The 26,152-nt window shown below is 40.0% G+C and carries 24 protein-coding genes and 1 tRNA gene; 9 read left to right on the top strand and 16 right to left on the bottom strand.

What is annotated here, in order from left to right; genetic code table 11:
• Positions 1 to 38: 38 nt before the first annotated feature.
• Positions 39 to 2,036: a DNA topoisomerase IV subunit B gene (gene parE, locus J0H12_00370; GenBank protein ID MBN9412367.1), complete on the top strand. Its 1,998-nt coding sequence runs from the start codon at positions 39 to 41 to the stop codon at positions 2,034 to 2,036.
• A gap of 16 nt (positions 2,037 to 2,052) precedes the next feature.
• Here parE and J0H12_00365 read toward each other — a convergent pair whose 3' ends face one another.
• The 7 genes from J0H12_00365 to J0H12_00335 form a co-directional block, all read right to left on the bottom strand.
• Positions 2,053 to 2,874 (bottom strand): NAD(P)-dependent oxidoreductase, encoded by an 822-nt coding sequence (locus J0H12_00365; GenBank protein MBN9412366.1) that lies wholly within the window; start codon positions 2,872 to 2,874, stop codon positions 2,053 to 2,055.
• 4 nt (positions 2,875 to 2,878) lie between these two features.
• Entirely contained in the window at positions 2,879 to 3,403 is a 525-nt protein-coding gene (locus J0H12_00360) for a thioesterase family protein (protein ID MBN9412365.1), read from the bottom strand.
• Between the two features lie 41 nt (positions 3,404 to 3,444).
• Positions 3,445 to 5,238 (bottom strand): acyl-CoA dehydrogenase C-terminal domain-containing protein, encoded by a 1,794-nt coding sequence (locus tag J0H12_00355; GenBank protein MBN9412364.1) that lies wholly within the window; start codon positions 5,236 to 5,238, stop codon positions 3,445 to 3,447.
• A gap of 3 nt (positions 5,239 to 5,241) precedes the next feature.
• Positions 5,242 to 7,566 carry an enoyl-CoA hydratase/isomerase family protein gene (locus J0H12_00350; GenBank protein ID MBN9412363.1) on the bottom strand — a complete coding sequence of 775 codons (2,325 nt, stop codon included), beginning with the start codon at positions 7,564 to 7,566 and terminating at the stop codon, positions 5,242 to 5,244.
• On the bottom strand, positions 7,563 to 8,705 hold the full coding sequence (locus tag J0H12_00345) for a thiolase family protein (GenBank protein ID MBN9412362.1): 1,143 nt from the start codon (positions 8,703 to 8,705) through the stop codon (positions 7,563 to 7,565). Before J0H12_00345 ends, J0H12_00350 begins: the two co-directional genes overlap by 4 nt.
• A 21-nt stretch (positions 8,706 to 8,726) precedes the next feature.
• The gene (locus J0H12_00340; protein MBN9412361.1) at positions 8,727 to 10,430 is read right to left on the bottom strand and encodes a long-chain fatty acid--CoA ligase; all 1,704 of its coding nucleotides are present in this window, start codon (positions 10,428 to 10,430) and stop codon (positions 8,727 to 8,729) included.
• 113 nt (positions 10,431 to 10,543) lie between these two features.
• A complete protein-coding gene (locus tag J0H12_00335) occupies positions 10,544 to 11,845 on the bottom strand; it encodes an outer membrane protein transport protein (protein ID MBN9412360.1) in 1,302 nt (433 codons plus the stop codon).
• Positions 11,846 to 12,035: 190 nt separating this feature from the next.
• Here J0H12_00335 and J0H12_00330 point away from each other — a divergent pair.
• Positions 12,036 to 12,112: transfer RNA gene (locus tag J0H12_00330), tRNA-Pro, on the top strand.
• Positions 12,113 to 12,137: 25 nt separating this feature from the next.
• Positions 12,138 to 13,073, top strand: a complete 936-nt coding sequence (locus J0H12_00325; GenBank protein MBN9412359.1) for a class I fructose-bisphosphate aldolase — start codon at positions 12,138 to 12,140, stop codon at positions 13,071 to 13,073.
• Between the two features lie 69 nt (positions 13,074 to 13,142).
• On the opposite strand, the gene rpmE is transcribed toward J0H12_00325, so the two are convergent.
• Complete coding sequence (rpmE, locus tag J0H12_00320) at positions 13,143 to 13,367, bottom strand: 50S ribosomal protein L31 (protein MBN9412358.1); 225 nt, start codon at positions 13,365 to 13,367, stop codon at positions 13,143 to 13,145.
• A 56-nt stretch (positions 13,368 to 13,423) separates the two neighbouring features.
• The gene (locus J0H12_00315) at positions 13,424 to 15,220 is read right to left on the bottom strand and encodes a thioredoxin family protein (protein ID MBN9412357.1); all 1,797 of its coding nucleotides are present in this window, start codon (positions 15,218 to 15,220) and stop codon (positions 13,424 to 13,426) included.
• A gap of 34 nt (positions 15,221 to 15,254) precedes the next feature.
• Between J0H12_00315 and J0H12_00310 the strand changes: the two genes are divergently transcribed.
• Both J0H12_00310 and J0H12_00305 read left to right on the top strand, forming a co-directional pair.
• Positions 15,255 to 15,839 carry a YqgE/AlgH family protein gene (locus J0H12_00310; GenBank protein ID MBN9412356.1) on the top strand — a complete coding sequence of 195 codons (585 nt, stop codon included), beginning with the start codon at positions 15,255 to 15,257 and terminating at the stop codon, positions 15,837 to 15,839.
• A 610-nt stretch (positions 15,840 to 16,449) separates the two neighbouring features.
• Positions 16,450 to 16,668, top strand: a complete 219-nt coding sequence (locus J0H12_00305; protein MBN9412355.1) for a hypothetical protein — start codon at positions 16,450 to 16,452, stop codon at positions 16,666 to 16,668.
• 100 nt (positions 16,669 to 16,768) lie between these two features.
• Here the strand turns inward: J0H12_00305 and J0H12_00300 are convergent, their stop codons facing one another.
• Entirely contained in the window at positions 16,769 to 17,791 is a 1,023-nt protein-coding gene (locus J0H12_00300; protein MBN9412354.1) for a polyprenyl synthetase family protein, read from the bottom strand.
• Between the two features lie 113 nt (positions 17,792 to 17,904).
• Here J0H12_00300 and J0H12_00295 point away from each other — a divergent pair, with 113 nt between their 5' ends.
• Genes J0H12_00295 through J0H12_00280 form a run of 4 tightly spaced genes read left to right on the top strand, consistent with a single transcriptional unit; the run spans position 17,905 to position 20,379 of the window.
• Complete coding sequence (locus tag J0H12_00295) at positions 17,905 to 18,639, top strand: methyltransferase (protein ID MBN9412353.1); 735 nt, start codon at positions 17,905 to 17,907, stop codon at positions 18,637 to 18,639.
• The gene (gene mutT / locus J0H12_00290) at positions 18,629 to 19,042 is read left to right on the top strand and encodes an 8-oxo-dGTP diphosphatase MutT (protein ID MBN9412352.1); all 414 of its coding nucleotides are present in this window, start codon (positions 18,629 to 18,631) and stop codon (positions 19,040 to 19,042) included. The genes J0H12_00295 and mutT overlap by 11 nt, the downstream gene beginning before the upstream one ends.
• Positions 19,043 to 19,714 (top strand): heme ABC exporter ATP-binding protein CcmA, encoded by a 672-nt coding sequence (gene ccmA / locus J0H12_00285; GenBank protein ID MBN9412351.1) that lies wholly within the window; start codon positions 19,043 to 19,045, stop codon positions 19,712 to 19,714.
• Complete coding sequence (locus tag J0H12_00280) at positions 19,708 to 20,379, top strand: heme exporter protein CcmB (protein ID MBN9412350.1); 672 nt, start codon at positions 19,708 to 19,710, stop codon at positions 20,377 to 20,379. The genes ccmA and J0H12_00280 overlap by 7 nt, the downstream gene beginning before the upstream one ends.
• Here J0H12_00280 and J0H12_00275 read toward each other — a convergent pair.
• From J0H12_00275 to J0H12_00250, 6 genes are read right to left on the bottom strand one after another with little or no spacing between them, the layout of a single operon-like run.
• Positions 20,336 to 20,506 carry a Trm112 family protein gene (locus J0H12_00275; protein MBN9412349.1) on the bottom strand — a complete coding sequence of 57 codons (171 nt, stop codon included), beginning with the start codon at positions 20,504 to 20,506 and terminating at the stop codon, positions 20,336 to 20,338. The genes J0H12_00280 and J0H12_00275 overlap by 44 nt on opposite strands.
• A 36-nt stretch (positions 20,507 to 20,542) precedes the next feature.
• The gene (locus J0H12_00270) at positions 20,543 to 21,181 is read right to left on the bottom strand and encodes an LON peptidase substrate-binding domain-containing protein (protein ID MBN9412348.1); all 639 of its coding nucleotides are present in this window, start codon (positions 21,179 to 21,181) and stop codon (positions 20,543 to 20,545) included.
• A 10-nt stretch (positions 21,182 to 21,191) separates the two neighbouring features.
• Positions 21,192 to 22,094 carry a tetratricopeptide repeat protein gene (locus J0H12_00265; GenBank protein ID MBN9412347.1) on the bottom strand — a complete coding sequence of 301 codons (903 nt, stop codon included), beginning with the start codon at positions 22,092 to 22,094 and terminating at the stop codon, positions 21,192 to 21,194.
• Between the two features lie 42 nt (positions 22,095 to 22,136).
• Positions 22,137 to 23,480: an exodeoxyribonuclease VII large subunit gene (locus J0H12_00260; GenBank protein ID MBN9412346.1), complete on the bottom strand. Its 1,344-nt coding sequence runs from the start codon at positions 23,478 to 23,480 to the stop codon at positions 22,137 to 22,139.
• A gap of 38 nt (positions 23,481 to 23,518) precedes the next feature.
• On the bottom strand, positions 23,519 to 24,832 hold the full coding sequence (locus J0H12_00255) for an amino acid permease (GenBank protein MBN9412345.1): 1,314 nt from the start codon (positions 24,830 to 24,832) through the stop codon (positions 23,519 to 23,521).
• 20 nt (positions 24,833 to 24,852) lie between these two features.
• Positions 24,853 to 26,076 (bottom strand): multidrug effflux MFS transporter, encoded by a 1,224-nt coding sequence (locus J0H12_00250; GenBank protein ID MBN9412344.1) that lies wholly within the window; start codon positions 26,074 to 26,076, stop codon positions 24,853 to 24,855.
• Positions 26,077 to 26,152: the final 76 nt, after the last annotated feature.

Genomic DNA, 26,152 nt, shown 5'->3' with positions numbered 1-26,152 from the left:
TAATGAATTATAAACAATTTTTATGAAGTATGAAAGCCATGGTTGATCTTTTTCAAGCGCCACGCAAAACAACGAAAACAGACTATAGTGCCAAAGATATAGAAGTTTTAGAAGGTTTAGAACCTGTTCGCCGCCGCCCAGGGATGTATATTGGGGGTACTGACGAGCGAGCCTTACACCATCTCATCGCTGAAGTTGTTGATAACGCCATGGATGAGGCTGTTGCAGGACATGCTTCTAGAATTGAAGTTGAATTGTCTGCAGATGGCTTTGTCACTGTTCGCGACAATGGTCGAGGCATTCCTATTGATCCGCATCCTAAATTTCCCAATCAATCGGCTTTAGAAGTCATTCTGACCACTCTGCATTCAGGTGGAAAATTCGGCGGAGATGCGTACGAAACTTCTGGTGGACTCCATGGTGTCGGGCTTTCTGTTGTAAATGCCCTTTCCGATCAATTAACAGTGGAAATTGTTTCCCAAAAACAATTGTGGTCTCAAGATTACAGTCGCGGCCATGTAACCTCTCCTTTAACAAATAAAGGGCCTATGAGTAATCGTCGAGGAACAACGCTTCGATTCCATCCAGATCCGGAAATCTTTGGGGCCCATGCTCATTTCAAACCGCCTCTTGTCTATCGGATGATCCGCTCAAAAGCCTATCTTTTTAAAGGAATTGAGATTCATTGGATATGTGATGCCTCCTTGCTTAAGCCAGAAGATAACCTTCCACCTAAAGACATTTTTCATTTCCCCGGAGGACTCAAAGATTACTTACTCGAAACCCTAAAAGAGAGCCCTCTTGTCTGCCCTGAACCTTTCAGTGGTGAAGCGGAACTTCCAGATAACTTAGGTCGAGTCGAATGGGTAATAACTTGGCCTCTTGAAAATGAAGGGTTCTCTCATTCATATTGTAATACGGTCCCCACGCCCTTAGGAGGGACTCATGAAACAGGTCTACGCCAAGCTTTAATAAAAGGGATTCGAGGTTTTGGCGAACGTCTTGGCAACCGTAAAGTTTCTCAAATCACAGCCGAAGACTGCATCTCTGGGGCAGCCATTCTTCTCTCTGCGTTCATTCGAAATCCTCAATTTCAAGGACAAACAAAAGAAAAACTTGTCAACAATGAAATTACACGTGGCATTGAAACAGTTATTAAAGACCACTTAGATCATTGGCTATCAGGTCAACGAGATGTGGCAGAAGCTCTTCTCAATCATATTATTGAACGGGTTGATGAACGGTTGAGACGTAAAGAAGCAAAAGAGACCCTTCGCCAAACGCCAACCCGAAGGTTACGTCTTCCTGGAAAACTTGCTGACTGTATTTCTGAAAATCCGCATGAGACAGAAATTTTCCTCGTCGAAGGAGATTCCGCGGGAGGCCCAGCAAAGCAAGGGAGAAACCGAAAAAATCAAGCGGTTCTACCCTTACGCGGAAAAATTCTTAACGTAGCAAGTGCCTCAACTGATAAACTTAAAGCAAATCAGGAAATTCAAGATTTAGGAAAAGCTTTAGGGTGTGGTACAGGCAAGAATTGTGATCCTTCTCAATTGCGATACGGACGCGTAATTATCTTAACGGATGCGGATGTCGATGGAGCGCATATTGCGTCCCTTCTGTTAACTTTTTTCTTTCAAGAAATGCGTCCCATCCTTGAAAAAGGTCATGTTTATCTGGCATTACCACCGCTTTTTCGCATTATCCAAGGCACCAAAAGTCTCTATGCTCGAGATGATGCTCATCGTGACGACCTCTTAAAAAAAGAATTTACGGGCCGCGGAAAAATTGAGATTAGCCGCTTTAAAGGATTAGGCGAAATGGCCTGGCAGCAACTTAAAGAAACAACTTTAGATCCAAAAACAAGAACCTTGTTGCAAGTTCACCTTCCTCAAACTGAAATTGAAGCAAATTTCGATGAGAATGGCACTTTGGCGATAGAAGACTTTGTTGATGCTTTAATGGGACGTCGCCCTGAAAAGCGCTTTAACTTTATTCAAGCGAATGCAGCTTTTGCCGATTCGATTGATGTATAAGTATTGTTTTTGTTTCTTAATCTAAGAAAAGATCAGGAAGTAAATTTGATTCAGATCCTTGAATATAAGAGGAAAAATCAGTTATTCCTTCTTCTCTTAAAACTTCTTCATCTATAAAAAAGTGCCCTGTGCAGTGTCGGCTCTTTCGTTTGATAATAAAAATAGCAGCTTCAGCCACAATGTCAGGTTTTCTTGCTGCTTGTAGCAACGTTTTTCCTCCTAACATCTCAACAGCGGCGGTTGCAATAATAGTTTTTGGCCATAACCCATTAAAAGCTATACCTTCTTCGGAGAATTCTTGCGACATTCCAAGAACACACATACTCATCCCATATTTAGACATCGTGTAAGCCCCATGTTTCTCGAACCATTTGGGATTCATATTTAAAGGGGGAGATAAAGTCAGAACATGAGGATTTATCGCTTTTTTAAGATAAGGTAAACAAGCTTGCGTAACTGCAAAAGTTCCTCGCACGTTTATCGAAAACATAAGGTCAAATCTCTTTAAAGGAGTTTCAAGCGTTGAGGCTAAATAAATTGCACTGGCATTATTAATAAGAACATCAATCCCCCCAAAAGTTCTGATTGTTTGTTCAACAGCAGCTTGAATTTGCTCTTCATTTCGAATATCACATTGCAAAGGAAGAACTTTCCCCCCCAGCTCCTCAATCTCTGCCGCCACAGTATAGATTGTTCCTTCTAATTTAGGATGGGGCTCGGCTGTTTTTGCAGCAATCACAATATGTGCACCTTCTTTAGCCGCCTTTAAGGCAATTTCTTTTCCGATTCCGCGACTTCCACCTGTGATAAAAATTGTTTTCCCTTGTAAAGTTGTCATTGAATCATCTCTTTTCACGAATAGATTCTTCTAGGGTGCGCCAGTGCCTTATGGCGGATGTTAAGCGCTCTTTTTCAAGGACAATTTTCAATTCAGAAAATACTTTCTGCGTCGGAACAGATCCTTTTTTATTAATAAAAAGAGCTTTTACAATAGCAACCGCTGCCAATTGGCCATGAGAAACAAGACGTTGTTCAATGTAAAACCACTTTTCATCCCATCCGATAATGCTACTATGTAATTCAAATTTCTGGAAACAATTTAAAGCTCGACGGAATCTAATATGACTTGCCCCAAGAACAGCTTGCCACTTTTTTTTGAATACAAGCCCACGTCCATTTGAACGTAAAATAAGGTCTAAACGACCTAAATCCATAAGACTAAAATAGCGCGAGTTTGTCATATGCAAGTTAAGATCAAGATCCGTTGGAATGACCCGAAAAGAGAGAATAGATGTCCCAAAAAAATCAAGGGGTGTCCGAAAAAATGACTGTAGAAAGATACGCAGCAAACGAATAATCAGATTCATACACATACCCCTCAAATTTATTTTACTCTAAAACAAAAACCTCAAAAAGGTCCAAAATCTTCTTCTTTGATTTCCATCAAAGACTTAGAACCAGACATAATACACGCAAATAAAGAAGAAGTTTGCGGAAGAATTTTCTGCATAAAAAATCGCGCCGTTGCTATTTTACTCTCATAGAAATCTCTTTCATGTCCCTCTTTTTTTGCATAAGCAATCTCACAGGCTTTTGTCCATAAATACGCATGGGAAGTCAAAGCAAACATCCTCAAATAATCAGAAGCCGCAGCGCCAATCTCATCAGGATTACTTAATCCTCGCTGAGCTAAAGAGATTGTTGCTTGTTGAAGACGATCAAACGCTTTTTGAAGAGGTCCTATGAATTCAGCTAACATTTCATCTCCCTGTTTTTCTTGAATATAATTATAAACTGGATGAAAGAAACGACGTAAATATCTTCCTGTTGCCATCGGAATTTTTCGGCCTACAAGATCGAGGGCCTGAACACCATTCGTGCCTTCATAAATCTGCGCAATACGCGCATCCCGTAGATATTGCTCCATCCCATATTCATGAATATAGCCGTGCCCTCCATAGACTTGCACCCCTAGGCTTGCAACTTCTGTCCCGCAATCCGTCATAAATGCTTTAACAATAGGGGTCATTAACTGAACAAATTCCTCAGCCTCTTCACGATCATTCTCATTTTCAGCTTTTTGGGAACGTACAACCTGAGAAGCAACCCACGTCCCAAGCATCCGATTTCCTTCGTTATAGGCTTTCATTGTCAACAGCATTTTACGAACATCTGGATGAACGATAATAGGGTCCGCCGCTTTTTCAGGATGCTTTATCCCTGTTAACGATCTTCCTTGTAGCCGTTCTTTTGCATAAGAAAGCGCATTTTGATACGCGATCTCTGCGATCCCAAGACCCTGATTTCCGACAGCTAAACGCTCATTATTCATCATAGTGAACATATTAGCTACCCCTTTATAAAGAGAGCCAACAAGCCAACCTTTTGCCTCTTCAAAATTCAGCACACAGGTTGCAGAACCTTTAAGACCCATCTTATGTTCAATAGAATCACAATAGACTAAATTACGCTCCGTAATACCTCCATCTGAGTTGGATAAAAATTTAGGAACAAGGAATAAACTAACGCCTCGAACCCCCACAGGTCCTTCAGGTGTGCGCGCCAAAACAAAGTGAATGATATTCTCTGTGAGATCATGTTCTCCAGAAGAAATGAAAATTTTTGTTCCTGTGATTTTATAGCTTCCATCGGATTGAGAGAGAGCCTTAGTCCGCACTAATCCTAAATCTGTTCCGCAATGAGGCTCAGTTAAGCACATCGTGCCGCTCCATACGCCTTCAACCATTTTGGGAAGATAATGGCGTTTTAATTCATCTGTTCCATGTTTTAATAGAAGTTGATAAGCTCCACGCGTCAGACCCGGATATAGTCCAAAAGAAAGATTAGAAGAACAGACCATCTCTTCTACAGTCAGCGCTATAGTCTCTGGAAGGCCTTGTCCTCCAAATTCAGGTTCACAAGCAAGAGATGCCCATCCACTACTAACAAATTCATGATAAGCTTCTTTAAAACCTTTCGGCGTTTTCACTTCTCGATTTTCCCAATGACATCCTTCTGTATCACCACTTAAATTGAGCGGAAAAAGGACGTTTTCACAAAACTTTGCAGCTTCAGTAAGAATCATCTCAATATCTTGTTCAGACAAGTTTTCAAATCCAGGAAAAATTGCCTCTTCAGAGCTTGCAAAAAGCTCTAACATGGCGAACTTCATATCACGTAAGGGAGCTTTATAACTTGGCATTCTCTAGTTCCTTAAAGGCTTACCTGTTGCGAGGATATGTTCTATTCTTGCAAGGGTTTTTGGGTTTTTAATCAAAGTGATGAATGCTTCTCTCTCAAGTTTTAGAATTTCATCTTCTCCTTGAGTGTCTGTAATATCAATATCTCCACCACTTAAAATTGTGGCTAAATATTTTGAGACTTCTTCATCATAAGGCGTTGCTTTTCCTGCCTTAACAAGGACTTTAACCGCCATGGAAAGAGCCACACGAGCCACACCTCCAGGAAGAGAATAGAGATGTGCTTGAGGGGGATGATAATCTTTAACAAGATCAAGAGCTTTTTGTTTTGCTGCAGCGAGCAACCGATCACGATTCATCGTGATTTCATTCTCTTCTTTTATGAATAAAAGTTCTTTGGCTTCAAACGCAGATTTTGCCACTGTCGCAGTCCCAATCATTTCAAAGACTTTTCCAACAGCGACCATTGCTCCGCCAGGCCGCTTATGATGATTAAGCCAACGTCCCAACATTTCCTTACAGCCACCCCAGGCGGGAACAAGGCCAACACCGACTTCAACTAATCCCATATAGGTCTCAGCATGAGCTTGAATAGCATCACAATGCAAAAGTATTTCACATCCGCCTCCTAAGGCCATTCCAGAAGGGGCGCCAACGACAGGAAAAGGCGCATATTTTAGCGCTTTATAAGCTTGTTGCCCTTCTGCAACGAGTTGTTGAATAAGAGGCCACAAAGCACAATTTACAGCAAATAACGCAAGCCCAAGATTTGCTCCTACTGAGAAATTTTGACCTTCATTATAAATTACAAGGGCTTTGTAATCTTTTTGAACAATTTCGACAGCTTTATGAATCATTTTCATAATATCAAGATCGATAGAATTCATCTTGCTTGTAAATTCAAGACAAACCACACCGTCTCCAATATCCCATAAGGCGGCGGAGCCATTCTTGGCCAAAGGCTTCGATGTAATTTTAATATCCGACAGTAAAAGTTGCCCTGGAAGGCGTTGAATTTCTTGATACCCTCCTTTAAGGATTAAATGATGAAGCTTGCCGTCTTGTACTTTATAAAATGAATGTGAACCCACCTTCTCTAACAGAGATGGTACTGCTCTTCCTTCTTCTTTCAATCTTTGAACAAACCATGAAGTTCCAATTTTATCTAATAATTCGAAGGGACCATATTTCCATCCATACCCAAGCTTCATCGCCGTATCAATAGCCACAATATCATCAGCGATTTCATCTACTTTAGACGCGACATAGCAAAGGAGTTGCGAAAGAACCGACCATACATACTTGCCATACTGATCAGGATAAGAAAGAAGATCCTTTAGAGTCGATGTATTTTCTAAAATAGAAAGTTTAACCTTATTTGTTTGACTGTAGGTCCCCGTTATAAGATCAATAACTTCTTTAGTTTTAGACCCATTATCGCGATTAATACGATAAAATCCTCCCTTTCCTTTGCGCCCCACATACCCTTCTGAAATCATCTTTTGAATTAAAGGGGTTTCTTGTTCCAATTGACAATAAAGGTCATGAGAAGGCAGAGATGCTTTCATGCTCGTACCAATTAAGGGCATTAAATCAAGACCCACTAAATCAATTAAACCAAAAACACCTGTCTTAGGAATCCCCATCGGTTTAGAAAAAAGGGCGTCTACTTCCTCAACTTTGAGGCCTTGTTGAATAGCTTCTAAAACCGCAAGCTGCAGCCAAAAAATACCGATACGATTTCCAATAAATCCCGGAGAATCGTGGCAATCAACAACACTTTTTCCTAATTTAATGTCTGTAAATAATTTTATGGCCTCAACTTTTTTAGGATCTGTAAAGGAACTTTTTATGACTTCCAATAAACGCATATATCGGGGGGGGTTAAAAAAATGCGTAATCATAAAAGATGATTGAAAAATTTTCGTCCGATCTTTAATGAGGTGCCGCAACAAAATTGTCGACGTATTGGAGGAGATAATTGTATGAGGCTTAAGAATTCCTTCAAGTTTTTGATATAAATTTTGTTTAGCGTCAAGATTTTCAACAATGGCCTCAATTATCCAATCACAGGCGCTTAGCTTCTCAAGATCATCTTCAAGATTCCCAGGGGTAATAAATTTAGCCATCTTAGGTGTCATAAAAGCCGCAGGATCAACTTTCTGTAAGCGTTCAATAGCTTGCTCTGCAAGTTGATTCTTTTTTCCAAATCCCGATTGAGGCATATCTAAAAGAAGCACTTCAACGCCCGCATTTGCAAGATGAGCTGCAATTCCACTGCCCATTGTGCCCGCACCAATCACACCAACTTTTTTAATCTCAAAAGTCATTCGCAGGCCTCCAAGATAGTTGCAATTCCTTGGCCGCCACCGATACATTGCGTAGCCAGGGCATATCTCTTTTTTTCTCGTTTGAGTAAGGCTGCCGCCTTTCCTGTAATACGAGCGCCTGTCGCTCCTAAGGGGTGCCCCAAGGCAATTGCCCCACCATCAATATTAACCTTTTGAAGGTCAAGGCCGAGCTCTTTTACACAAGCAATAGCTTGAGAAGCAAAAGCTTCATTAAGCTCGATAATATCCAGGTCTTTTATTTCAAGTCCTGCGCGTTTCAGCGCTTTTCGGGTAGCATTTACAGGACCTATCCCCATCACTTCGGGATCGCAACCAGAAATTGCCATCGACTTAATTCTTGCAAGACAAGGGAGGTTATTTCTTTTTGCATATTCTTCAGAGACAACCAAAACAGCTGCAGCCCCATCAGTGAGAGGTGAAGAAGTTCCCGCTGTGACGGACCCTCCTTCTTCAAAAGCTGGTTTAAGTGTGGCGAGCACATCCAAAGTTGTTTCTGGACGAATACAGCCATCTCTCTCAATTTTTTGATCTCGGATAGGGACTGCTATGATTTCTTCTTCCAACTTGCCATTTTCACGCGCTGCAGCCGCGCGTTTGTGACTCTCAACCGCGAATTCATCTTGTGTTTTCCTTGAAATGTCAAAACGTCGGGCGACATTTTCAGCCGTCTCTCCCATCGACATATAAGCTCCTGGCATGGTTTCATAAAGTTTAGGGTTTGGCATTGGATTAAAGCCTCCCATGGGCACGCGACTCATGGATTCAACACCTGCACAGATAAAAACCTCTCCCGCTCCGGCTTCGATTGCGCCCACAGCAGAATGAATAGCCTGCATCGAAGATCCACAAAATCGATTTATTGTCACACCCCCTATTGAAAGAGGAAGTTCTGCCAACAAAACAATCAATCGAGCTACGTTTAATCCTTGCTCTCCTTCAGGAAAAGCACACCCTAAAAGAAGATCTTCAATGTCGTTAGCATTAATCCCTGTTTTGTTGAGGAGGTCTTTGATGACAAAAGCAGCTAAATCGTCAGCGCGAACTTTTGTAAGTTCGCCTTTATTCGCAAAAGTAAAAGGTGATCTCACATATCCTGCAATAAGCGCTTTTGTTGTCATTGTCATTCCCCCTCTTAATAGCTAAGTTGCCTTTTTAGTTGGTTTATTTAATTCTTCTGCTCGAAGTTCTTTCTTAGATAATTTTCCAATCATCGTTTTGGGAAGCGTGTCCCGAAATTCAAAATATCGTGGCATTTCAACAGCGGATAAACGGTCTTGTAGAAACTTTTTTATGTCATCCGGATCAGCTTTTTTTCCTGATTTCAATTTTACAAAAGCTTTAACGCTTTCCCCTTGTTTCTTATCTGGCACACCAATCACGGTTACTTCTTCAACGTCTGGATATTGGTAAATGGCTTCTTCAACAACTCGAGGATAAACATTATACCCACTACAAATTATTAAATCCTTCAGTCGATCCACGAGGAAAATATATCCATCCTCATCCATATAACCGATATCACCTGTCCGAAAATAATCCCCCTGGAATACACTCTGTGTGTCTTCAGGACGCTTCCAATAACCTTTCATCACCTGAGGACCTTTAATACATATTTCTCCTCGTTCTCCTTGAGGAACTTCTTGATCTTTTTTCTCAGAAGACATAATGCGGACTTCCGTCCCGGGTAAAGGAATGCCTATAGACCCTGCTTTATTAAGGGCGTAAAAAGGATTAGAGGTGACGCCTGGCGATGTTTCTGAAAGTCCATAAGCTTCTACAAGCTTACACCCCGTCAACTCTTCAAATTTCTTTTTGACTTCGATAGGAAGAGGCGCCCCTCCTGATAAACATGCGTTCAAACTCTTTAAGTTAAAATTCTTAATATTAGGATGGTTGTTAATCATTGTATAAATTGTTGGAACAGCAGGAAAAAATGTAATCTTATGCTTTTGAATCATCTTCATGGCTTCATCCACATTGAATCGTGGAAACATCATGAACATTTCTGAGCCAGATCTGATTGCGAATGTCATAATAGCTGTCATTGCAAAGACATGAAACAGGGGGAGAGCCGCTAAAATACGCTCATTTCCTTCATTAACTTTTGAGAACCACAGACGAGCTTGTTGAGCATTAATATAGATATTCGCATGCGTTAGCATGGCGCCTTTAGGTAACCCTGTGGTGCCGCCCGTATATTGAAAAACGGCAATGTCTTCCTGAGGATCAATCTTGATGACTTTAGGATTCCCTTCATTATTAATGAGCTCTTTAAAACGAACGTGATGCTGATCCCATGACATATTTGCGAGATCCTTCCGTTTTAACAATGGGAACAGAATATTTTTAGGGAAAGGCAAGATATCTTTAACGGGACAAATAATAATTTTTTTAAACTTTGTCTCTTTTTGTGCTGCAAGAATTTTCGAATAAAGAACTTCAAGATCAAGAGTCACCATTATTTCAGTTTCAGAATCCCGAATCTGATCTGCAATTTCTTGGACGACATAAAGAGGACTATAATTGACGACAACGCCCCCTGCTTTTAAGATTCCAAAATAAAAAATGGGGAAATAAGCCGCGTTAGGCATAAAAATACCCACTTTTGTGCCTTTTTTAACGCCGAGATTTTGTAATCCCTTCGCAACTTTATTCACAAGCGACAAAACTTCTTGGTAACTAAATTTTTTCCCTAAAAAATCAATGCATGGTCTTGTAGGAAATCTGCGAGCGCTTTCTTCAAGTAAGTCATAAACGGGCTTGCCAGTAAATTGAACATCCCAAGAAATATCTTCAGGATATTTCTTTAGCCATAAATGTTCAGTTTTTTTTTGTTTACCCATCTTTATTCCTCTTTCCTTATCTGTATCTTGAAATAATTCTTGTTAAAAAATGATTAAAAAAAAAGGTGCGTGATAACCTTCACACACCTTTTTTTTCTTAGCTTAATAAGCGACTAGAAACGCCACTTAATTTGAGCGCTCACTAAATCAACGCTCGTTTTATAGGAACCAACTAAGTTACCACGACTTGCATCGTTAAGTTTGCTTTTAGCCTTACGAACGAATTCATGCGCATAGTTAATGGAAAAAGACACATCCTTAGCTTCAGTTGGAGTCCACGTCGCACCAAGAGCTGCCCAATGACGTTCTTGATCGGGAACGGCAGGTGTTCGGTGATCATCGCGAACAGCCGATGGATCAAAAGCATACCCTGTCCGGAATGTCCATTCTTCAGAAGGACGCCAATTTAAACCAAGATGATAAGAAACCGTATTCCGCCATTTCATCGGCGTAATATCGGGGACTACACCTGGTGTAGCAAAACGGACATTAATTTCTTTCATCCGTTTCCACTGAGTATAATTAACCTCTCCCAATAAAGTCATTTGAGGATGAAAATCCCATGCGGCGCCTAAAATAACGCGTTCTGGTGTTTTTACATCTGCTTTGATGCCTTGATTATTAAAACGAGGCGCATTTAAATAAGGCGCTATGGCTGCGGGTTTTTCAAAATTAGCTTTTCCTGTAAGCTTATGATGAACTTGGCTAGTATAATTCAATCCAAGGCGAACATTCTTTAAAAGACGATAAGCTAAGCCAACGTTCCACCCATAACTCCACTTATCTCCCTTGAGCTTAACTCCTCCATCATAGGCTTGAGATGCTCCAAAAAAAGATCCAAAATCAATCGCGCGAGATAAACGCACATCCATATATTGAATCTGCACGCCTGCACCAATTGCAAATTGCTCATTCACTTTATAGGCAACCGCTGGCATAATATTGATCGTCTTTAATTCTGACCTTAAAGCATGATACCGCCCTTTCCAACCCTCTTCATAGTCAGTTTTAAGGCCCCAGGGGCTTGTAATGGCAAGACCAAACTTCACATCTTTGTTAAAATTCCAGGCTAAATAAGCCGCAGGAACAACTGCATCTTTGCCACCATTCCCCCCATTGCTTCCTGTTAAAGCAGCACCGGATGCAACTTTTGATCCCTTATCCTTAAATTTAATGCTGGGAAGTACAACGGTGCTTGCCACTGCAACTTGATAAGGAGAAGTCATAAACCCTAAAGCTGACGCCGGGTTTCGAGTCATTGTTGTAATATCGCCTTCTTTGACTGAACTTCCTGCAAGGGCTTCACCGATGCTATCGGAATTCCAAAGTTTAGCTTCATAACCACCGGCAATAAGAGGACTTACACTTCCTGCTAAACTTGCAGTAATTAAAACTAATGAGTGAAGTTTCTTCATATTTTCTCCATAAATTTAATTAACCTTTTCACAATAAAGCGATTTTTTTAGTTAAATACAACTAAAAAGCATTCTATTCTTTCTTATCGCGCTGAGAATCTTTTAAGACTTAAAAAAATCCCTCTTTTGATAACTTTTTTCGGGAACCATCTTGCATGGCCGAATCAACCTCATTATAGTCGCCATTAGTCGGAGCGTAGCGCAGCCTGGTAGCGCATCACACTGGGGGTGTGGGGGTCGTGGGTTCAAATCCCGCCGCTCCGACCATTTTGGTACTTTTAAAGGAAATTCCATGAAAATTAACAATAAAATCAAAAAGATTTTAAGTTATTATGAAAGTGATAACCCGGGAACAAAAACGAATCTTGCCCGCCTTTTGACGCATGGCCGACTCGGTAATACCGGACGATTAATCATTCTTCCCGTGGATCAAGGATTTGAACATGGTCCTGGCAGAAGCTTTGCCAGCAATCCCGCCGCCTATGATCCCCATTATCATTATCAACTTGCCGTGGATGCCGGCCTTTCTGCTTATGCCGCTCCCTTGGGCATGCTGGAAGCAGGTGCCGATACTTTTGCCGGCGCTATTCCTACTATTCTAAAAATTAACAGCTCAAACTCACTTCTTCCCTCAACAAAAGAAGCGCGCCTTTCAGATCAAGCTGTCACAGCTTCTATCCAAGATGCTCTCAGATTAGGGTGCATTGGAATTGGCTTTACGATTTATCCAGGCGCAGATGCGAGTTTAGACATGTTTGAGGAAATTCAAGCCCTCGCAGAAGAAGCAAAAGCTTATGGCCTTATCGTCGTTATTTGGTCTTATGCGCGTGGAAATGTTTCTAAAGAAGGCGAAACAGCCATCGACGTGGTCACGTATGGAGCCCATATGGCAGCTCTTTTAGGAGCTCACATTATTAAGGTGAAACTTCCTTCTGCTCATCTTGAAGTTGACGCGGCTCGCAAAGAATATGAAAAATATAAAATTAATGTCTCAACAATGACTGATCGTGTTCGTCATGTTATGCAATGTTGCTTTAATGAACGCCGTCTTGTGGTGTTTTCTGGCGGCGAAACAAAGGACTTAAACGGAGTCTATGAAGATGCGCGCGCGATCCATCATGGCGGAGGTCATGGATCTATTATCGGACGCAATGCTTTCCAAAGACCCCGAGAAGAAGCTCTTGAGTTATTAGATCAATTGACGAAGATTTATCTTGGGAAAGCTTAAAGTTTTTCCTTAATCCCATAAAAAAGCCTCCTTTTAGGAGGCTTTTTTTGTATCATCTGTAAACTTAATTTACTTCTTAAGTCCAAATCCTTGGAAACGATTCTTGAACTTAGACAATTGTCCACCTGTATCCATCAAACGATGTACGCCCGTCCAAGCAGGATGTGTTGTTGGATCAATATCAAGACGAAGGGAATCACCTTCTTTGCCCCATGTAGAACGGGTTTCAAAGCTTGTTCCATCTGTAAAAACAATCTTAACCTTATGATAATCTGGATGGATATCTTTTTTCATGCCAATAGTCCTTATATAAACTCTTACGGTGTTATAACCCTCACCTCTTTTAAATGTCAATCGCTTTGTACACGTTTTAAAGCTTCAAGGACATCCTTCTTTTTTAGAATTTCGCTTAAAACCACTCCTTGCGATTGTTTAGGTCCAAAAACAATATTAAAAGGAACACCTACTCGATTGTAGTGAGTAAGAAAATTCTGAATGTCTTGATCATAACGTGTCCAATCGCCGCGCATCGCAACAACGTGAGGTGATTTTAAGGCCTTTAAAACTTTCTTTTCTTCTAAAACAAAAGCTTTATTGAGCTTACAGGTTAAACACCAATCAGCCGTCACATCCACAAAAACGACTTTTCCGGCTTGAACAAGTTCAGGAATTTTTTGGATATCTAAAGGCTGCCAAAGACTATTCTCCGCCTTTAATGGCGAAACTTGTGTCGTTTTTATGGCTGAAGGCAAAAAAGCCGACAATAAGATGATTAAAAAAGGCCCCCAGACCCATCGACGTAACAACGGACGTTTTTGCCCCACATAAAAAAGAAGAGCCATTGTGAAAATAGCTCCTGTGACCACCAGCATTGCTAACATACTATGAGCTCCCGCAAGAACCCACACTAACCATCCCGTTGTCAAGGCTAAAAGCCCTCCTAAAATACGGGACAAAGTCAGTGTCCAAGGCCCCGCTTTTGGCAGTTTAAGCCACCGCACCGGCAAAAGAGCCCCTAGCCAATAGGGAAGCCCAAAGCCAATTCCCATCACACTAAATAGTAAAATAATTTCAAGCCCGGAGCGCGAGAAAGCATACCCCAAGGCTGTTCCCAAAAAAGGAGCTGTACAAGGGGTGGCCAATAGCGTCGCAAAAACACCAGTCAAATAATCTTCCACTAAGTGCGGAAAATGTTGCCCAAAAATAGCGCTCAATCTCGTTTGAAGTGCGACAGGCAAACCAATCTCATAGAATCCCAATAAATTACAGGTAAATAAGGTTAAGATGGCAATCATAAACACGAGAAAAGTAGGTTGCTGGAAATGCAATCCCCATCCGACTTGAGCTCCTAAAGAATCTAAAGCCATGGCAACAATGCCAAAAATTACAAAGGAAGATAAAATTCCGGCAAACGTCGCCCAAAAACCTAACCGATAATGGAAATCTTGATGAAGACGCTGTTCTTGTCGCGTAATACTCATAAATTTTAAAGACAGAACAGGCAAAACACAGGGCATAAAATTAAGAATAAATCCCCCCACGAAAGCAAATAACACCATAAGAGCAAAACCTACCTCATCCTCAGAAATAAGATCATGAGCTATCGTTTGTTTTGCGCGAAATAGAAGCTCCGAAAAAGGAGTTTCTTCACCACGGTCGCTTTGCAAGTCTACCTTAAAGGTCAATTCTTGAGGAACACATTGCTCTTGGCATAGAATATATTTGAATTTACCGTGAGCCTTGGTGGGTTGACTTGCATTCTTCAGAATATACCGAATAGGAATGATCACCGATTTTTCATAAGAATAAAAATCTATTCCTTCAACATGACGATGTTTGCCCAGCGGCCACAAAATTTGAGCCTCTTTAAAATTTTGTGATTCTTGCCACTCAAAAACAGGAGCAACCGCAGAATTTTCAGGAGAAGGCGCGTTTATCTTAGCCCCTGAAGGAATTTCAAGCCGAAGGCCGAGTAAGACGTCTTGATGGCCTTTCGTTCCTTGAACTGCACTCAAAAGCTCTGCTTTAATCATTTTTGAAGGCTGAGCAGATGTTATCTGTACGCCGACATATAGAAATGCTAAGATAAACTTTAAGTGGTTAAAAACTCTCAATTTGTTAGGCATGACTTGAATACCATTATGCAATTTTTTCTCATCCTACCTTATCTTGGTACTATAAATGAATAAAAATTCTATTTTCACTTCTTCAACAGATGTTTTAACCGGCAAACTTCTCGTGGCAATGCCTCATCTTATGGATCCTCGTTTTACCCATGCCGTGATCCTGATTTGTGGTCATGATAAACAAGGCGCCATGGGGCTTGTTTTAAATCGCTTGATTGATTCCCTTACGCTTCAAGAGCTCTTAGATCAATTAAACATCAAAACGCCTTTCATCACCGATGAAATTCCTATTCATTTCGGAGGTCCGGTTGAAATGGGACGAGGCTTTATTCTTCATTCAACTGATTATTTGCATAAGGCCTCTGTCAAAATCAGTGATGAGATGGCTCTCACAGCGACTGTTGATATTTTAAATGAGATCGCAAGTGGTCATGGCCCGCAAAAAAAGATCTTAGCTTTAGGCTATACAGGCTGGAGTGCTGGGCAATTAGAAGCTGAACTTCAAGAAAATAGTTGGCTCACGGTTGATGCAGATCTTGACCTTGTTTTCACAAAAGAATTAGACCTTCTGTGGAAACAAGTTCTGAATAAAATTGGGGTGAATCCTGAACTTCTCTCCTTAGAATCAGGCCATGCTTAAGCGCTACCTTGAGGCCATTTTTTAATTTTTATAAGGGCTTTTAAAACAATTATTTACCCCTTCCAAAATTTTCTCTAAAAAAATATTAAATCATTGTTATAAAAAGACAATTTATTAAGTACATTTATCGAATTTCCTTGAAAAATGTATCATATTATGATAGGCTAGTAATAGGATGATAAGAGAGTATTTCGCATCTTATACAGGCCTTGCAAAACCTTATAATCCTTTCACTCTCTCTGACATGAATCCTCAAGAAAAAGACTAAAATAGGGATTAAAATCCTTACTTAGGAGAAGAAATAAAGCCTCAACGCTCTTTTTGAGCGAATACCCTCTCTTTGCCTGATGAAAGAGAAGGGAAACCCCTCAGCGTGCGTGACAGGCAGGGTGAAAATGAGGGAGAAGTAGAGCATTTTTGGAATCGACTCTGGAACGTTTAGGATCTCGCAAGTTCTGGAAGATATCAACTAATTGATGTTAGACTAAAATGAATCATGTTCAGCCTACTTGTGTTTAAAAAAACAATTTTAATTTAGTTAATATTAAGTCTTTATTAATATTTTTATCATTTAATTAGATTGTTATTAACTATTTACATGGAGAAACAAATGTTAAAGAAAATAGTACTTACATCCATTATGTTGGGTTGTTTTGTGAGTGGCGCTGAAGCTACTGATGCATCACAACAATGTAGAGAGAGAGCGCGTGAAAATAGAGATCATGCCCTTGATAGCATTAGAGAAAATCGCGACATTCTACCTCATGATAGACAACGCGAAATAGAACGCATTCATCGCGAATATGACGAAGCTATTGCAAATTGTTAATTCGTTAACTTAAAAATTTGTTTAATAGAGGGCATATCAATATATGCTCTCTATCATTTTACACTTCTTTAGGTTTGACAATTATCTTTACGTTGTCAGCTTAATTTTTCCGCTGCACGACAAAAGTACATGTCTCTAACAAAGCCTCACGAATAAGGCTTGACGGAAAAGTATAGAGAGCTTGTTTGGCTTTTTGGAGATATTGTTGCGCCAGACACAGCGTTTTTTCGAACGCTTGATGCTTTTCTAATAATGCATGAGCTTGTTTAAAATCTCCTTCTTCTTGAGTGAGAGTAACCATCACGCGGTGCCAAAATTTTTTCTCAGCCACATCACTTTCTTGATAACTATGAATCACGGGGAGTGTAATTTTTCCTTCACGAAAATCATCGCCGACAGCCTTGCCGAGCGTTTTTTCATCTGCCGTATAATCTAAAACATCATCTACTAACTGAAAAGCCATCCCCAAACTATGCCCAAATTCTTGTAAGTTTTTCTCTTCCTCAACAGTCCTTTGAGCAATGATCGCCCCAATACGCGCAGCAGCTTCAAAAAGAGTTGCGGTTTTAGCATGGACGATTTCAAGATATTTTTCAGTCGTCATTGCAAGATCATTAATATGCAAAAGTTGCAAAACTTCGCCTTGAGCAATTGTTGCTGAAACTTTGGAAAGTACTTTCAACGCGGGAAGAGATTCTTGTTCAACCATCAGTTCAAAAGCACGACTAAATAAAAAGTCCCCCACCAATACTGAGGATTGATTTCCCCATAATTGATTTGCAGAAGCTTGCCCTCGTCGTAAGCCACTTTCATCAACCACATCATCATGTAAAAGCGTTGCTGTATGAATAAATTCAACACTTGCAGCTAATGAGATCGCCTTTTCCCCTTGATATCCGAAAAGTTGAGCGCAAGCCAGAGTAAGCACCGGCCTCAACCGCTTTCCTCCACTCTTAATCAAATAACCTGCAATCTCGGGTATTAAAGTAACCGGACTTTGAAGTCTCTCCAAAATTATATCGTTAACATGAGCAAGATCAGTTTTCACAAGAGACATTAATGGCTCTAAACTAGCTAATTTCCGATGTTCTTCTTTAAAAATTTTTAACTCTTCTTGTGCCATTCGCGCCCCTCTTTTTAATAAGCTAATCTTCTCTCTTTCAAAAATTAGCTAACATGACTATGCTACGGACTCAGAACTTATAATATAACCTTATTTTCTTTACCAGGAATGTCATGAACACGACAATGGATACTTTATTGAATGGTCAAATTCTTTTAGAGCAACCTCAAGAAGGTTATCGCGTTGCGATTGACCCTATTTTTTTAGCGGCCTCAATTCCTACCACTCCCGGTGAAACAGTTTTGGATGTGGGAACTGGCGTCGGTGCAGCCTTATTGTGTCTCGCTCATCGTGCCTCAAATATCCGTGTTGTGGGACTCGAAGTCCAACAAGAACTCGGACGTCTTGCCACAAAGAACGTTCGCGCGAATCAAATGCAAGACCGGTGCGAGATTATCATTGGAAATCTTTTAAGACTTCCCCCCCGCCTTGCGGCTGGTTCTTTTCATCATATTATGGCGAATCCTCCTTATTTTGAGGAAAAAAACGCAACTCTTTCGAAAATTGATAACAAACGATTCTCAAACATGGAAAGTGAAGCCACCCTCTTGGATTGGGTCAATTTTGCTTATCTTATGGTTCGTCCAAAAGGATCCGTAAGTTTTATCTATCCCGTCGACCGGATGGATGCCCTTCTTGCCCTGATGCATCAAAAATTCGGTGAAATTATTGTTTATCCCTTGTGGCCGATGATGGGGAAAGATGCTAAACGCGTCATCATTCGAGGACGTAAAAATATCTTGGGTCCAACGCGCCTTTCACAAGGCTTAATTCTTCATGAGAAAAATGGAAAAATTACCCCTGAAGTAGAAAATATCTTAAGACAGGGATTTGCGCTTGAATTCTAAAATTAATGATCTCTTTTGTGTAGCTGGCGTTTTAAAAAGAAATGACCTCTACTTAATCGCAAAAAGACCAGAAGGAAAACCTTTCGCAGGTCTTTGGGAATTTCCTGGCGGAAAAATACATCCTCAAGAAACACCGATAGACGCTCTTGTTCGAGAACTTTATGAAGAGCTTGGCATACATATCACCACCCGTGCTCTCCAAAAAATTATTGACGTGTCTTACGCTTACCCAGATTTTAATCTTTTGATGCCAACTTTTTTATGTACAAACTGGGAAAAAGAACCTCAAGGATGTGAAGGGCAAACACTTCAATGGGTCTCTCTTCAAGAATTGTCTCATTATGAGATGCTTCCTGCAAGTGCGGCAATCATTCATTCCCTTCAAAAACTTTTTTCAGAATAGATGATATATTATTCTCTTGATGCGCAAAATCTCTCCGCTTCTTTTAGTAAACATCCCTTATTTTCAAATGTGAATTTTTCAATAAAATCGACTGAAATCCTTAAAATTATAGGGGCTAATGGCTCAGGAAAAACAACCCTTCTTCGCATTATCGCCGGCCTATCTCTCCCGTTAGACGGAAAATTACAGTGGAGATCTGAAGGTCACCTTTTATCGCCTTCGATTGAGTCAACTTTTGTCTCTGTTAATCCTCCCCTTAAAAATAACTTTAGAGTTTTTGAACAGCTCCATTTTTGGCAACTCTTGAGAGGAAAACTTCCGTCACGATCGCCTTCAAACCTAATAAAAGAATTTGAAAAAATTTTAGATCATTTTGGCTTGCAAGATTTATGGGATACCCCTATTTGTTATCTTTCTGCAGGACAACGGCAATCTCTCAATCTTTGCCAACTCTTTTTAAAAGAAACACCCTTATGGATTTTAGATGAACCTTTTGCTCATCTTGATGCAAGACAAGCCGATCGTCTTTCTCAAGTAATGGCTTTACACTTGTCAAAACAAGGGGTGATTATCATAGCTTTTCCGCATGACTTGCTTCCTCTTGAAGGGCAACTTCTTCATTTGGAAGATTTCAAGCCTATGCAATCAATCCAAGAGGATAATAGATGGTAAAAGCTTTTTGGATCTTATTTTATTTTGAACTTAAAGGATACGAAAACGCCCAAAATATTTGGAATCCATTGGCATTTTTATTAACATGCTTTAGCCTTTTACTTATTAGTGTTGATCCTTCTCTGCTGATGTCATCTAGCGGCCTCAGCTTATTTTGGATTATTTTTCTTTTTATTGTTAATTTAAATTTTTCTCGATTCTTACAAGACGATTATGAAGATGGAACTATTGATTTATTCCGTTTATCCCCTTTTGCATTTGAATGGATCCTTATGATAAAATTCTTAGGTCGTTGGGCTCGCCTCATGGGACCTTTCCTCTTATTTTTACTGTTTGCAGGATTTATGTTTGGCGTCCCTGGTGAGCAATATGGGCAAGCTCTTATCTGTTTTTTCGTAAGTTCTCTTTTTTTATGCGCAACGACAGCTTTTATTTCAATTATTTCTTTAGGAGGAAAAAACTCTACTTATTTAGGGCCGTTATTGAGTCTTCCCTTAAACATTCCTCTTTTAATTATCAATGGGATTGAGCTAAATTTCGCCTCAAAACTCTCTTATCTCAGTAGTTTTTTGGCGCTCATTTTTCCCCTTTTTCTCTTGGCGAAACATTCTATATTCATGATTAAGAATCCCCAAGACGTCGAGCCTCATCAAGCAATAAGATAGGGATTCCATCCCGAATAGGATATGCTAATCCTGCTTTATCACTTACTAATTCATTCGTTTCTGCATCATATCGCAACACTGTTTTTGTCTGCGGACAGACTAAAATCTCAAGTAATTTGGGATCAATAGGAACAGGCGTGTGACTCATTTATTTTTTACTCCACTAATGTTTAAACCATGAGGCTTGCGAATTTTTTAAAAAAGCAATTTCTAGTAAAGCTGTCATCATTTGTGTCCGTTCAATTAAAGTCGGAGACTCCAAAAGAGCTTGCTTTTCTTGGGGCTCAAAGGGATACAATAATGTCAAAGAACTAATTAGACGTTCATTGGAGGCCATTTTGATTTCATCCCAATTTGCAATTAAATCAGATGATGAAAAATAAACCTTTACCAAATCTAAAAGTTTCTCTCGCTCAATCTCATTCTCTTTTTCTTCATAAATATCAAATGAAAAAGTTTCATAAGAAACTGAGTGAATAAAATATGGTTTTGATGTTTCTTGTGGGTCAAGCAAGTTGAAACGACATACTCCTGATAAAATAACGAAATAATCCCCTTCTTCGCCTTCAGAGAATGTTGTGATTTTTCCTAAACAACCAGAACGAAAGAGTTTTTCTCCTTCTGCTCGTTTATCTGCCTGAACGACGCCCACATAGCGGTCCGTCTTCAAGGCTTCTTCTATAAGGAGTTTATGTTTATCCTCCATCAGGTGAATAGGGAGCTTCCCCCGAGGAAGCAATATAATGCCGGGCAAGTCTAAAATAGCAAGTTTTGTTGGGAAGTGGGAAAGATTAAGGTGCATGATCCTCTACTTAAGAAAATAATAATGATGATAATCTCTTACGAGCCTGAATTGTCAAGGGGGCATTACTTCCCAAGGCTTCAAAAAACTTTAAAATTTGCTTTTTTGCTGCACCATCTTCCCAATGAGGCGCCGTTTCTAAGCTTTGGAAAGTCAATTCTAAAGCCTGCTCAATCTTGCCTGCGGCAAAAAACTGTAAGGCCAGATCAAGTTGAATTTGTTGATTTGTAGGATTTTTCTCAAACTTCACCTTTAAAATATCAAAACCCTCTAATGAATTTCCCTTTTCTAACAACGCTAAAGTTGCTTTTAATGTTTTAACTTCTTCTGAAGTATCTTCAGGAGGGAACATGTCAACATAGATTTTTGCTTTCTCATAAGAGGCTGTTGCCAAGTAACTTCTGGCAATTCCTCCTAAAGCGCGTATATTTTGAGGCTCTTTTTCAAGAACCCGCGCATAGCAGCTAATTGCTGAAATAAAGTCATCTTGTTGTCGTGCATGATCTGCCATATCAAGTAATTCTTCAAAGGGAGAAATCTGAGCTCCTAACAACTTTGCGATGAAACTCTTGATCTGAGTAAGACCTAGACTTCCCGAAAATCCATCCACAGGTTGTCCATCTTGAAATGCAAGCACTGTAGGCAATGATTGAATATGACACTGTTGAGCCAGTTCCGGATAAAGTTCTGTGTCAATCTTCACAAGCTGCACTTTTCCCTTCACTTCAAGAACAGCTTTTTCAAGTAAAGGCTTTAGCTGTAAACAAGGTCCGCACCATTCTGCCCAAAAATCGACAAGAACTAGCGTTTTTTTAGATTCTTCGATAACCTTTTCTATAAAAGTGGCAGGGGTACCATCACTGATAAAATCTTGTGTTTGCTGTGTTGATGAAGAATTAAGGATGAATGACATAGATATTTTGACCTTTTTTTCACTAAAAAATTTTACAGCGCCTTAAAAAAGTGAACCTTGAGAATGTGAGTTCACTGTTGTGCTTTTTTCCGCTTCTGATTGTATCTTTGCAAGCTTATCACCGTCTTGAAATGTTAAAGTAACAATTTGTTGAGGACGCAATTCCTCTGTTTTTTTTACTATTTCTCCTTTGGAAGATCGAACCAAGCAAAAACCACGTTCTAAGGTTCGATGAAAAGAATAACTCTGAAGTAACTGGGCCATGTTTTGAAAAGAAAGCAACCTCTGTTCGATATATTGCTTCCCACTCAAATTAAGCCTATTTGAAAGATTATGAATGTTTATTTCGGACTGAGCGAGTAGCATCCGAGGATGTTTTAATTGAACAACTAAGGTCTTTAGACGTTGCTCTATGTGGGTAAAAAAAATCGTTTTTGTATTCAAAAAACGCTCATTCCAATCATCAAAATATTGAGTGGCTCCTTCATTATATCTTAAAAGGCCTCGATTTAAACGTTCCAATAATTTTGCACTGATGTCTAATAACTCACGTCGCACGGGAACAGCTCTCTCTGCTGCCGCTGTAGGTGTGGGAGCGCGCCAATCAGCTGCAAAATCAATTAAAGTCGTATCAGTCTCATGACCCACTGCCGAGATAATCGGAATATGACTTCTAGCAACGGCACGAACAACAATTTCTTCATTAAAAGACCAAAGATCTTCGAGGCTTCCCCCTCCTCTGGCAACAATCAATAAATCAGGACGAGGAATAGTCCCCTCGAAGGTCAAACGATTGAAGCTTTCAATCGCTGTCGCAATTTGTGCTGCAGCACCTTCTCCTTGAACTAAAACAGGCCACACAATCACGTGTCGCGGAAATCGATCTTGAAGACGATGAAGAATATCTCTAATAACGGCGCCAGTAGCGGAAGTAACCACTCCGATCACCTGGGGAATAAACGGAAGGGATTTCTTTCTCTCTTCAGCAAAAAGGCCTTCAGCCGCGAGTTTACGGCGACGCTCTTCCAAAATTTTTAAAAGAGCACCTTCCCCTGCTATTTCCATTGCTTCAACAACTATTTGGTATTTTGACCTGGCGGGATAACTTGTAATACGCCCCGTGCAAATAACTTCCATGCCATCAACAGGTTTAAAAGGCAATCGCCCATAAACCCCTTTCCAACACACTCCGTCTAAAACAGATTGTTCATCCTTTAAAGCAAAATAAAAATGTCCTGATGTGTGAAGCTTAGCCCCTGAAATTTCCCCTTTAATTCGGATAAAATTAAAGGCTTGTTCAAGCGTATTCTTAATGGAATAAGCAACGGCACTTACACTCAACGGTTCAGGTAAGAAAGTTTCATGATGCTCAGGAATAAAACTCATTAAATTATTCTTTCTGAGAGAGGATTAAATATAAACTGTTATTTTGAGCTTTGTTTTGCTTTCATCCAAACGTACACGGGAAGACTAGAAAATAAAAAGAGGCTGCCTAAAAAGACAACTTCCGTTCCAGCTCCAGTAATCGTCCACATAGCATAAATTATCCCAACAAGAGGAACAAGCATTGCTTTCGAAAATCGCAGTTGATCTTTATTTTTGTTTTCTTGCAACAAAAGCAAGAGTTCTGCAGCACTTGAGTATAAATAAGGCAATAAAATAGCAAATGTCGTCAAATTCACAATAAACTTGAATTGTTCAACGAGGCCAACTTCATAATTCATAGCCAACAGCAAAGTAATAAGAAAACTTGAAAAAATAAGCCCAAAAATAGGAATCCCTTTTTGAGAGACTTTACCGAAGGAAGCAGGAAATAAACCATCCCGGGCAGCAGCCATTGGAATTTGTCCCTGGATAAGAATCCAACCATTTAAGGTTCCAAAACAAGAAAAAGTTGCTGCAGCCGCAATGATCGGTCCTGCCCAAGATCCAAACAAAACTTCACTGACTTGAGAGAAAGGAGAGCATGCCCCAACAACCTCGCTCGAAGGCACAACACCAAAAACAACAAAATTGCTCAAAATATAAATAAAAGCGGCGATAAGTGTTCCCCAGACTGTTGCTCGTGGAATAGTCTTTTTAGGATTTTGAACTTGTTCTGCGGGGATTGTGGCCGATTCTAATCCCATAAAACTAAACAAGGTCAATGCTGCAGCCTGTTGAATCGTAAAAAATACATTTTCAGTATTCCCTAAGAAAGGGGCAAAATTAGCCTTATCAACTTTAAAAAAGCCAAAAATAATAATTGCGATTAAGGGAACAAGTTTCAGAGCTGTTGTTAGGACTTGGATATTTCCAACATGACGCAAACTTAGAGCATTGATAGCTGTTAATAGCCATAGAATTCCTATAGACATTAAAAAGCTATAGGTCGGTGTCGTCATCAGCGCAGGCCAAAAGTAACTTAAGAAATTAACAAAAGCGATAGCAACAGCTGCATTACTAACCCAATTTGCAATCCAATACGTCCAAGCCATTTGAAATCCCACAAAATCACCAAATACAAGACGACTATAAATATAAGGCCCCCCACTCTGTGGGAAGCGACGACTCAGATTAGCAAATGTTAAAGCCAGAAAAATCGCGCCTATTGAGGTTACCAGCCACCCCAAGAGACTTATTGAACCAAAAGATGCAAGAACTGAAGGAAGCAAGAAAATACTTGTTCCAACCATATTGCCAACAACAAGAGCTGTAGAGCGAAAAATGCCAAAAGCAGGCTTTTGAGTCGATGTCACTTATTTGATCCTATGCGGGCTTAAGCCGCTTTTTTAAAATGGTTTTGTAGCGTGTTTAAAGAAGATTCTTTTATCACTAAAATTGAAATAATTAAAACACAAACTACAGAACAAATAAGCTGTACCCATGCAATTGGCAAGACCGTATCGTCAAAAAAATTACTGACAACAGAGACAGTTACGGCCGGAATTAAAGATTCAAAACCTCCCATCATTGCAGAAGCCGCCCCCCTAAGATCTGGAAAAACATCAAGAGCACGTGTTGCTGTATTTGCAAATACCAGCCCCATACCAATAGAATAAATTCCCATTAAAGCCGTTATGTAGAAAGGGTCAGCTACCGCCATAAATGCATACAATAAGAACAAGATACTTCCAATTGTACAAATAATAAGGCCATAGATTAAGACAATATTTACTCCTACTTTCGTCACACAAAAGCGATTTAAATTTGATCCAATAATAAAGGCAAAAACAAGAGCCATTTGATAATAACCAAAATGGATCAATTCAACTTTTAAAACATCCATAAGAATGTAAGGGATGGCAGAAATATATCCCCACCATCCTGCGTACAATAAGGCGGAAATCATCGCATATCCTGAAAAAAGCGGGTTTTTAATGATTGTACAGTAGTTCAAAAAAAGCATCTTAAGAGAAAGTTTCATCCGCTTTTCTGGTAATAACGTTTCCTTAAGCGCAACTGCCATAACGAGAGTCACTATCAAAGCAAGAGCAGAAACAACAAAAAAAGTTGCACGCCATCCTGAAGTTGCAACGACTTGAGTCCCAATAATAGGCGCAATTCCTGGCGCAAAGGCGATCACCATATACATTGTTGAAAGGATACGAGAACATCTCTCTTCTTGGTAAAGATCTTTTACCATGGCGATCCCCACAATCCAAGAAACACTTCCCCCTAGTCCTTGAATAAAACGGGCCCCTATAAGGAATTCCATTGTAGGCGCCATCCCTCCTAGAAATGCGCCAAATGTAAAAATTGTCATTCCTAAAATAAGCGTAAACCTACGCCCCAAACGATCGGAAAGTGGACCATAAATTGTTCCTGAGATAAAAAGTGCAAATAAATGGCCACTCAGTGTTAAGGCAACGATCTCTTCTTCAACATGAAAATAGTGAGAAAGAAGTGGCAAACTTGGAATATACATATCCACTGCCATTTCAGTTGCTGCGATTGCCAGCACTAAAATCACAGGCACTAACCAATCAAATCTTTTATCCATTTATTCCCTTTGATATATCTGAAATGTATCTCTCATTAAGTATAATGAATCCTACCCAAGTTCCTATGTTCTCTTT

The sequence above is a fragment of the Candidatus Paracaedimonas acanthamoebae genome, from assembly GCA_017307065.1.
In the GTDB taxonomy this organism is placed as follows: Bacteria; Pseudomonadota; Alphaproteobacteria; order Caedimonadales; family Caedimonadaceae; genus Paracaedimonas; species Paracaedimonas acanthamoebae_A.
This window is presented reverse-complemented; position numbering and strand designations above follow the sequence as displayed.

What these genes read in the sequence shown, in the direction of transcription:
- J0H12_00360 (MBN9412365.1), bottom strand. Translation starts at nt 3,403, where the DNA reads ATGAATCTGATTATTCGTTTGCTGCGTATCTTTCTACAGTCATTTTTT.
- J0H12_00310 (MBN9412356.1), top strand. Translation starts at nt 15,255, where the DNA reads ATGAATAAAAATTCTATTTTCACTTCTTCAACAGATGTTTTAACCGGC.
- J0H12_00325 (MBN9412359.1), top strand. Translation starts at nt 12,138, where the DNA reads ATGAAAATTAACAATAAAATCAAAAAGATTTTAAGTTATTATGAAAGT.
- J0H12_00355 (MBN9412364.1), bottom strand. Translation starts at nt 5,238, where the DNA reads ATGCCAAGTTATAAAGCTCCCTTACGTGATATGAAGTTCGCCATGTTA.
- J0H12_00300 (MBN9412354.1), bottom strand. Translation starts at nt 17,791, where the DNA reads ATGGCACAAGAAGAGTTAAAAATTTTTAAAGAAGAACATCGGAAATTA.
- J0H12_00350 (MBN9412363.1), bottom strand. Translation starts at nt 7,566, where the DNA reads ATGACTTTTGAGATTAAAAAAGTTGGTGTGATTGGTGCGGGCACAATG.
- J0H12_00270 (MBN9412348.1), bottom strand. Translation starts at nt 21,181, where the DNA reads ATGCACCTTAATCTTTCCCACTTCCCAACAAAACTTGCTATTTTAGAC.
- J0H12_00365 (MBN9412366.1), bottom strand. Translation starts at nt 2,874, where the DNA reads ATGACAACTTTACAAGGGAAAACAATTTTTATCACAGGTGGAAGTCGC.
- parE (MBN9412367.1), top strand. Translation starts at nt 39, where the DNA reads ATGGTTGATCTTTTTCAAGCGCCACGCAAAACAACGAAAACAGACTAT.
- J0H12_00295 (MBN9412353.1), top strand. Translation starts at nt 17,905, where the DNA reads ATGAACACGACAATGGATACTTTATTGAATGGTCAAATTCTTTTAGAG.
- J0H12_00335 (MBN9412360.1), bottom strand. Translation starts at nt 11,845, where the DNA reads ATGAAGAAACTTCACTCATTAGTTTTAATTACTGCAAGTTTAGCAGGA.
- J0H12_00280 (MBN9412350.1), top strand. Translation starts at nt 19,708, where the DNA reads ATGGTAAAAGCTTTTTGGATCTTATTTTATTTTGAACTTAAAGGATAC.
- J0H12_00345 (MBN9412362.1), bottom strand. Translation starts at nt 8,705, where the DNA reads ATGACAACAAAAGCGCTTATTGCAGGATATGTGAGATCACCTTTTACT.
- J0H12_00305 (MBN9412355.1), top strand. Translation starts at nt 16,450, where the DNA reads ATGTTAAAGAAAATAGTACTTACATCCATTATGTTGGGTTGTTTTGTG.
- J0H12_00340 (MBN9412361.1), bottom strand. Translation starts at nt 10,430, where the DNA reads ATGGGTAAACAAAAAAAAACTGAACATTTATGGCTAAAGAAATATCCT.
- J0H12_00250 (MBN9412344.1), bottom strand. Translation starts at nt 26,076, where the DNA reads ATGGATAAAAGATTTGATTGGTTAGTGCCTGTGATTTTAGTGCTGGCA.
- ccmA (MBN9412351.1), top strand. Translation starts at nt 19,043, where the DNA reads ATGATATATTATTCTCTTGATGCGCAAAATCTCTCCGCTTCTTTTAGT.
- J0H12_00265 (MBN9412347.1), bottom strand. Translation starts at nt 22,094, where the DNA reads ATGTCATTCATCCTTAATTCTTCATCAACACAGCAAACACAAGATTTT.
- J0H12_00260 (MBN9412346.1), bottom strand. Translation starts at nt 23,480, where the DNA reads ATGAGTTTTATTCCTGAGCATCATGAAACTTTCTTACCTGAACCGTTG.
- rpmE (MBN9412358.1), bottom strand. Translation starts at nt 13,367, where the DNA reads ATGAAAAAAGATATCCATCCAGATTATCATAAGGTTAAGATTGTTTTT.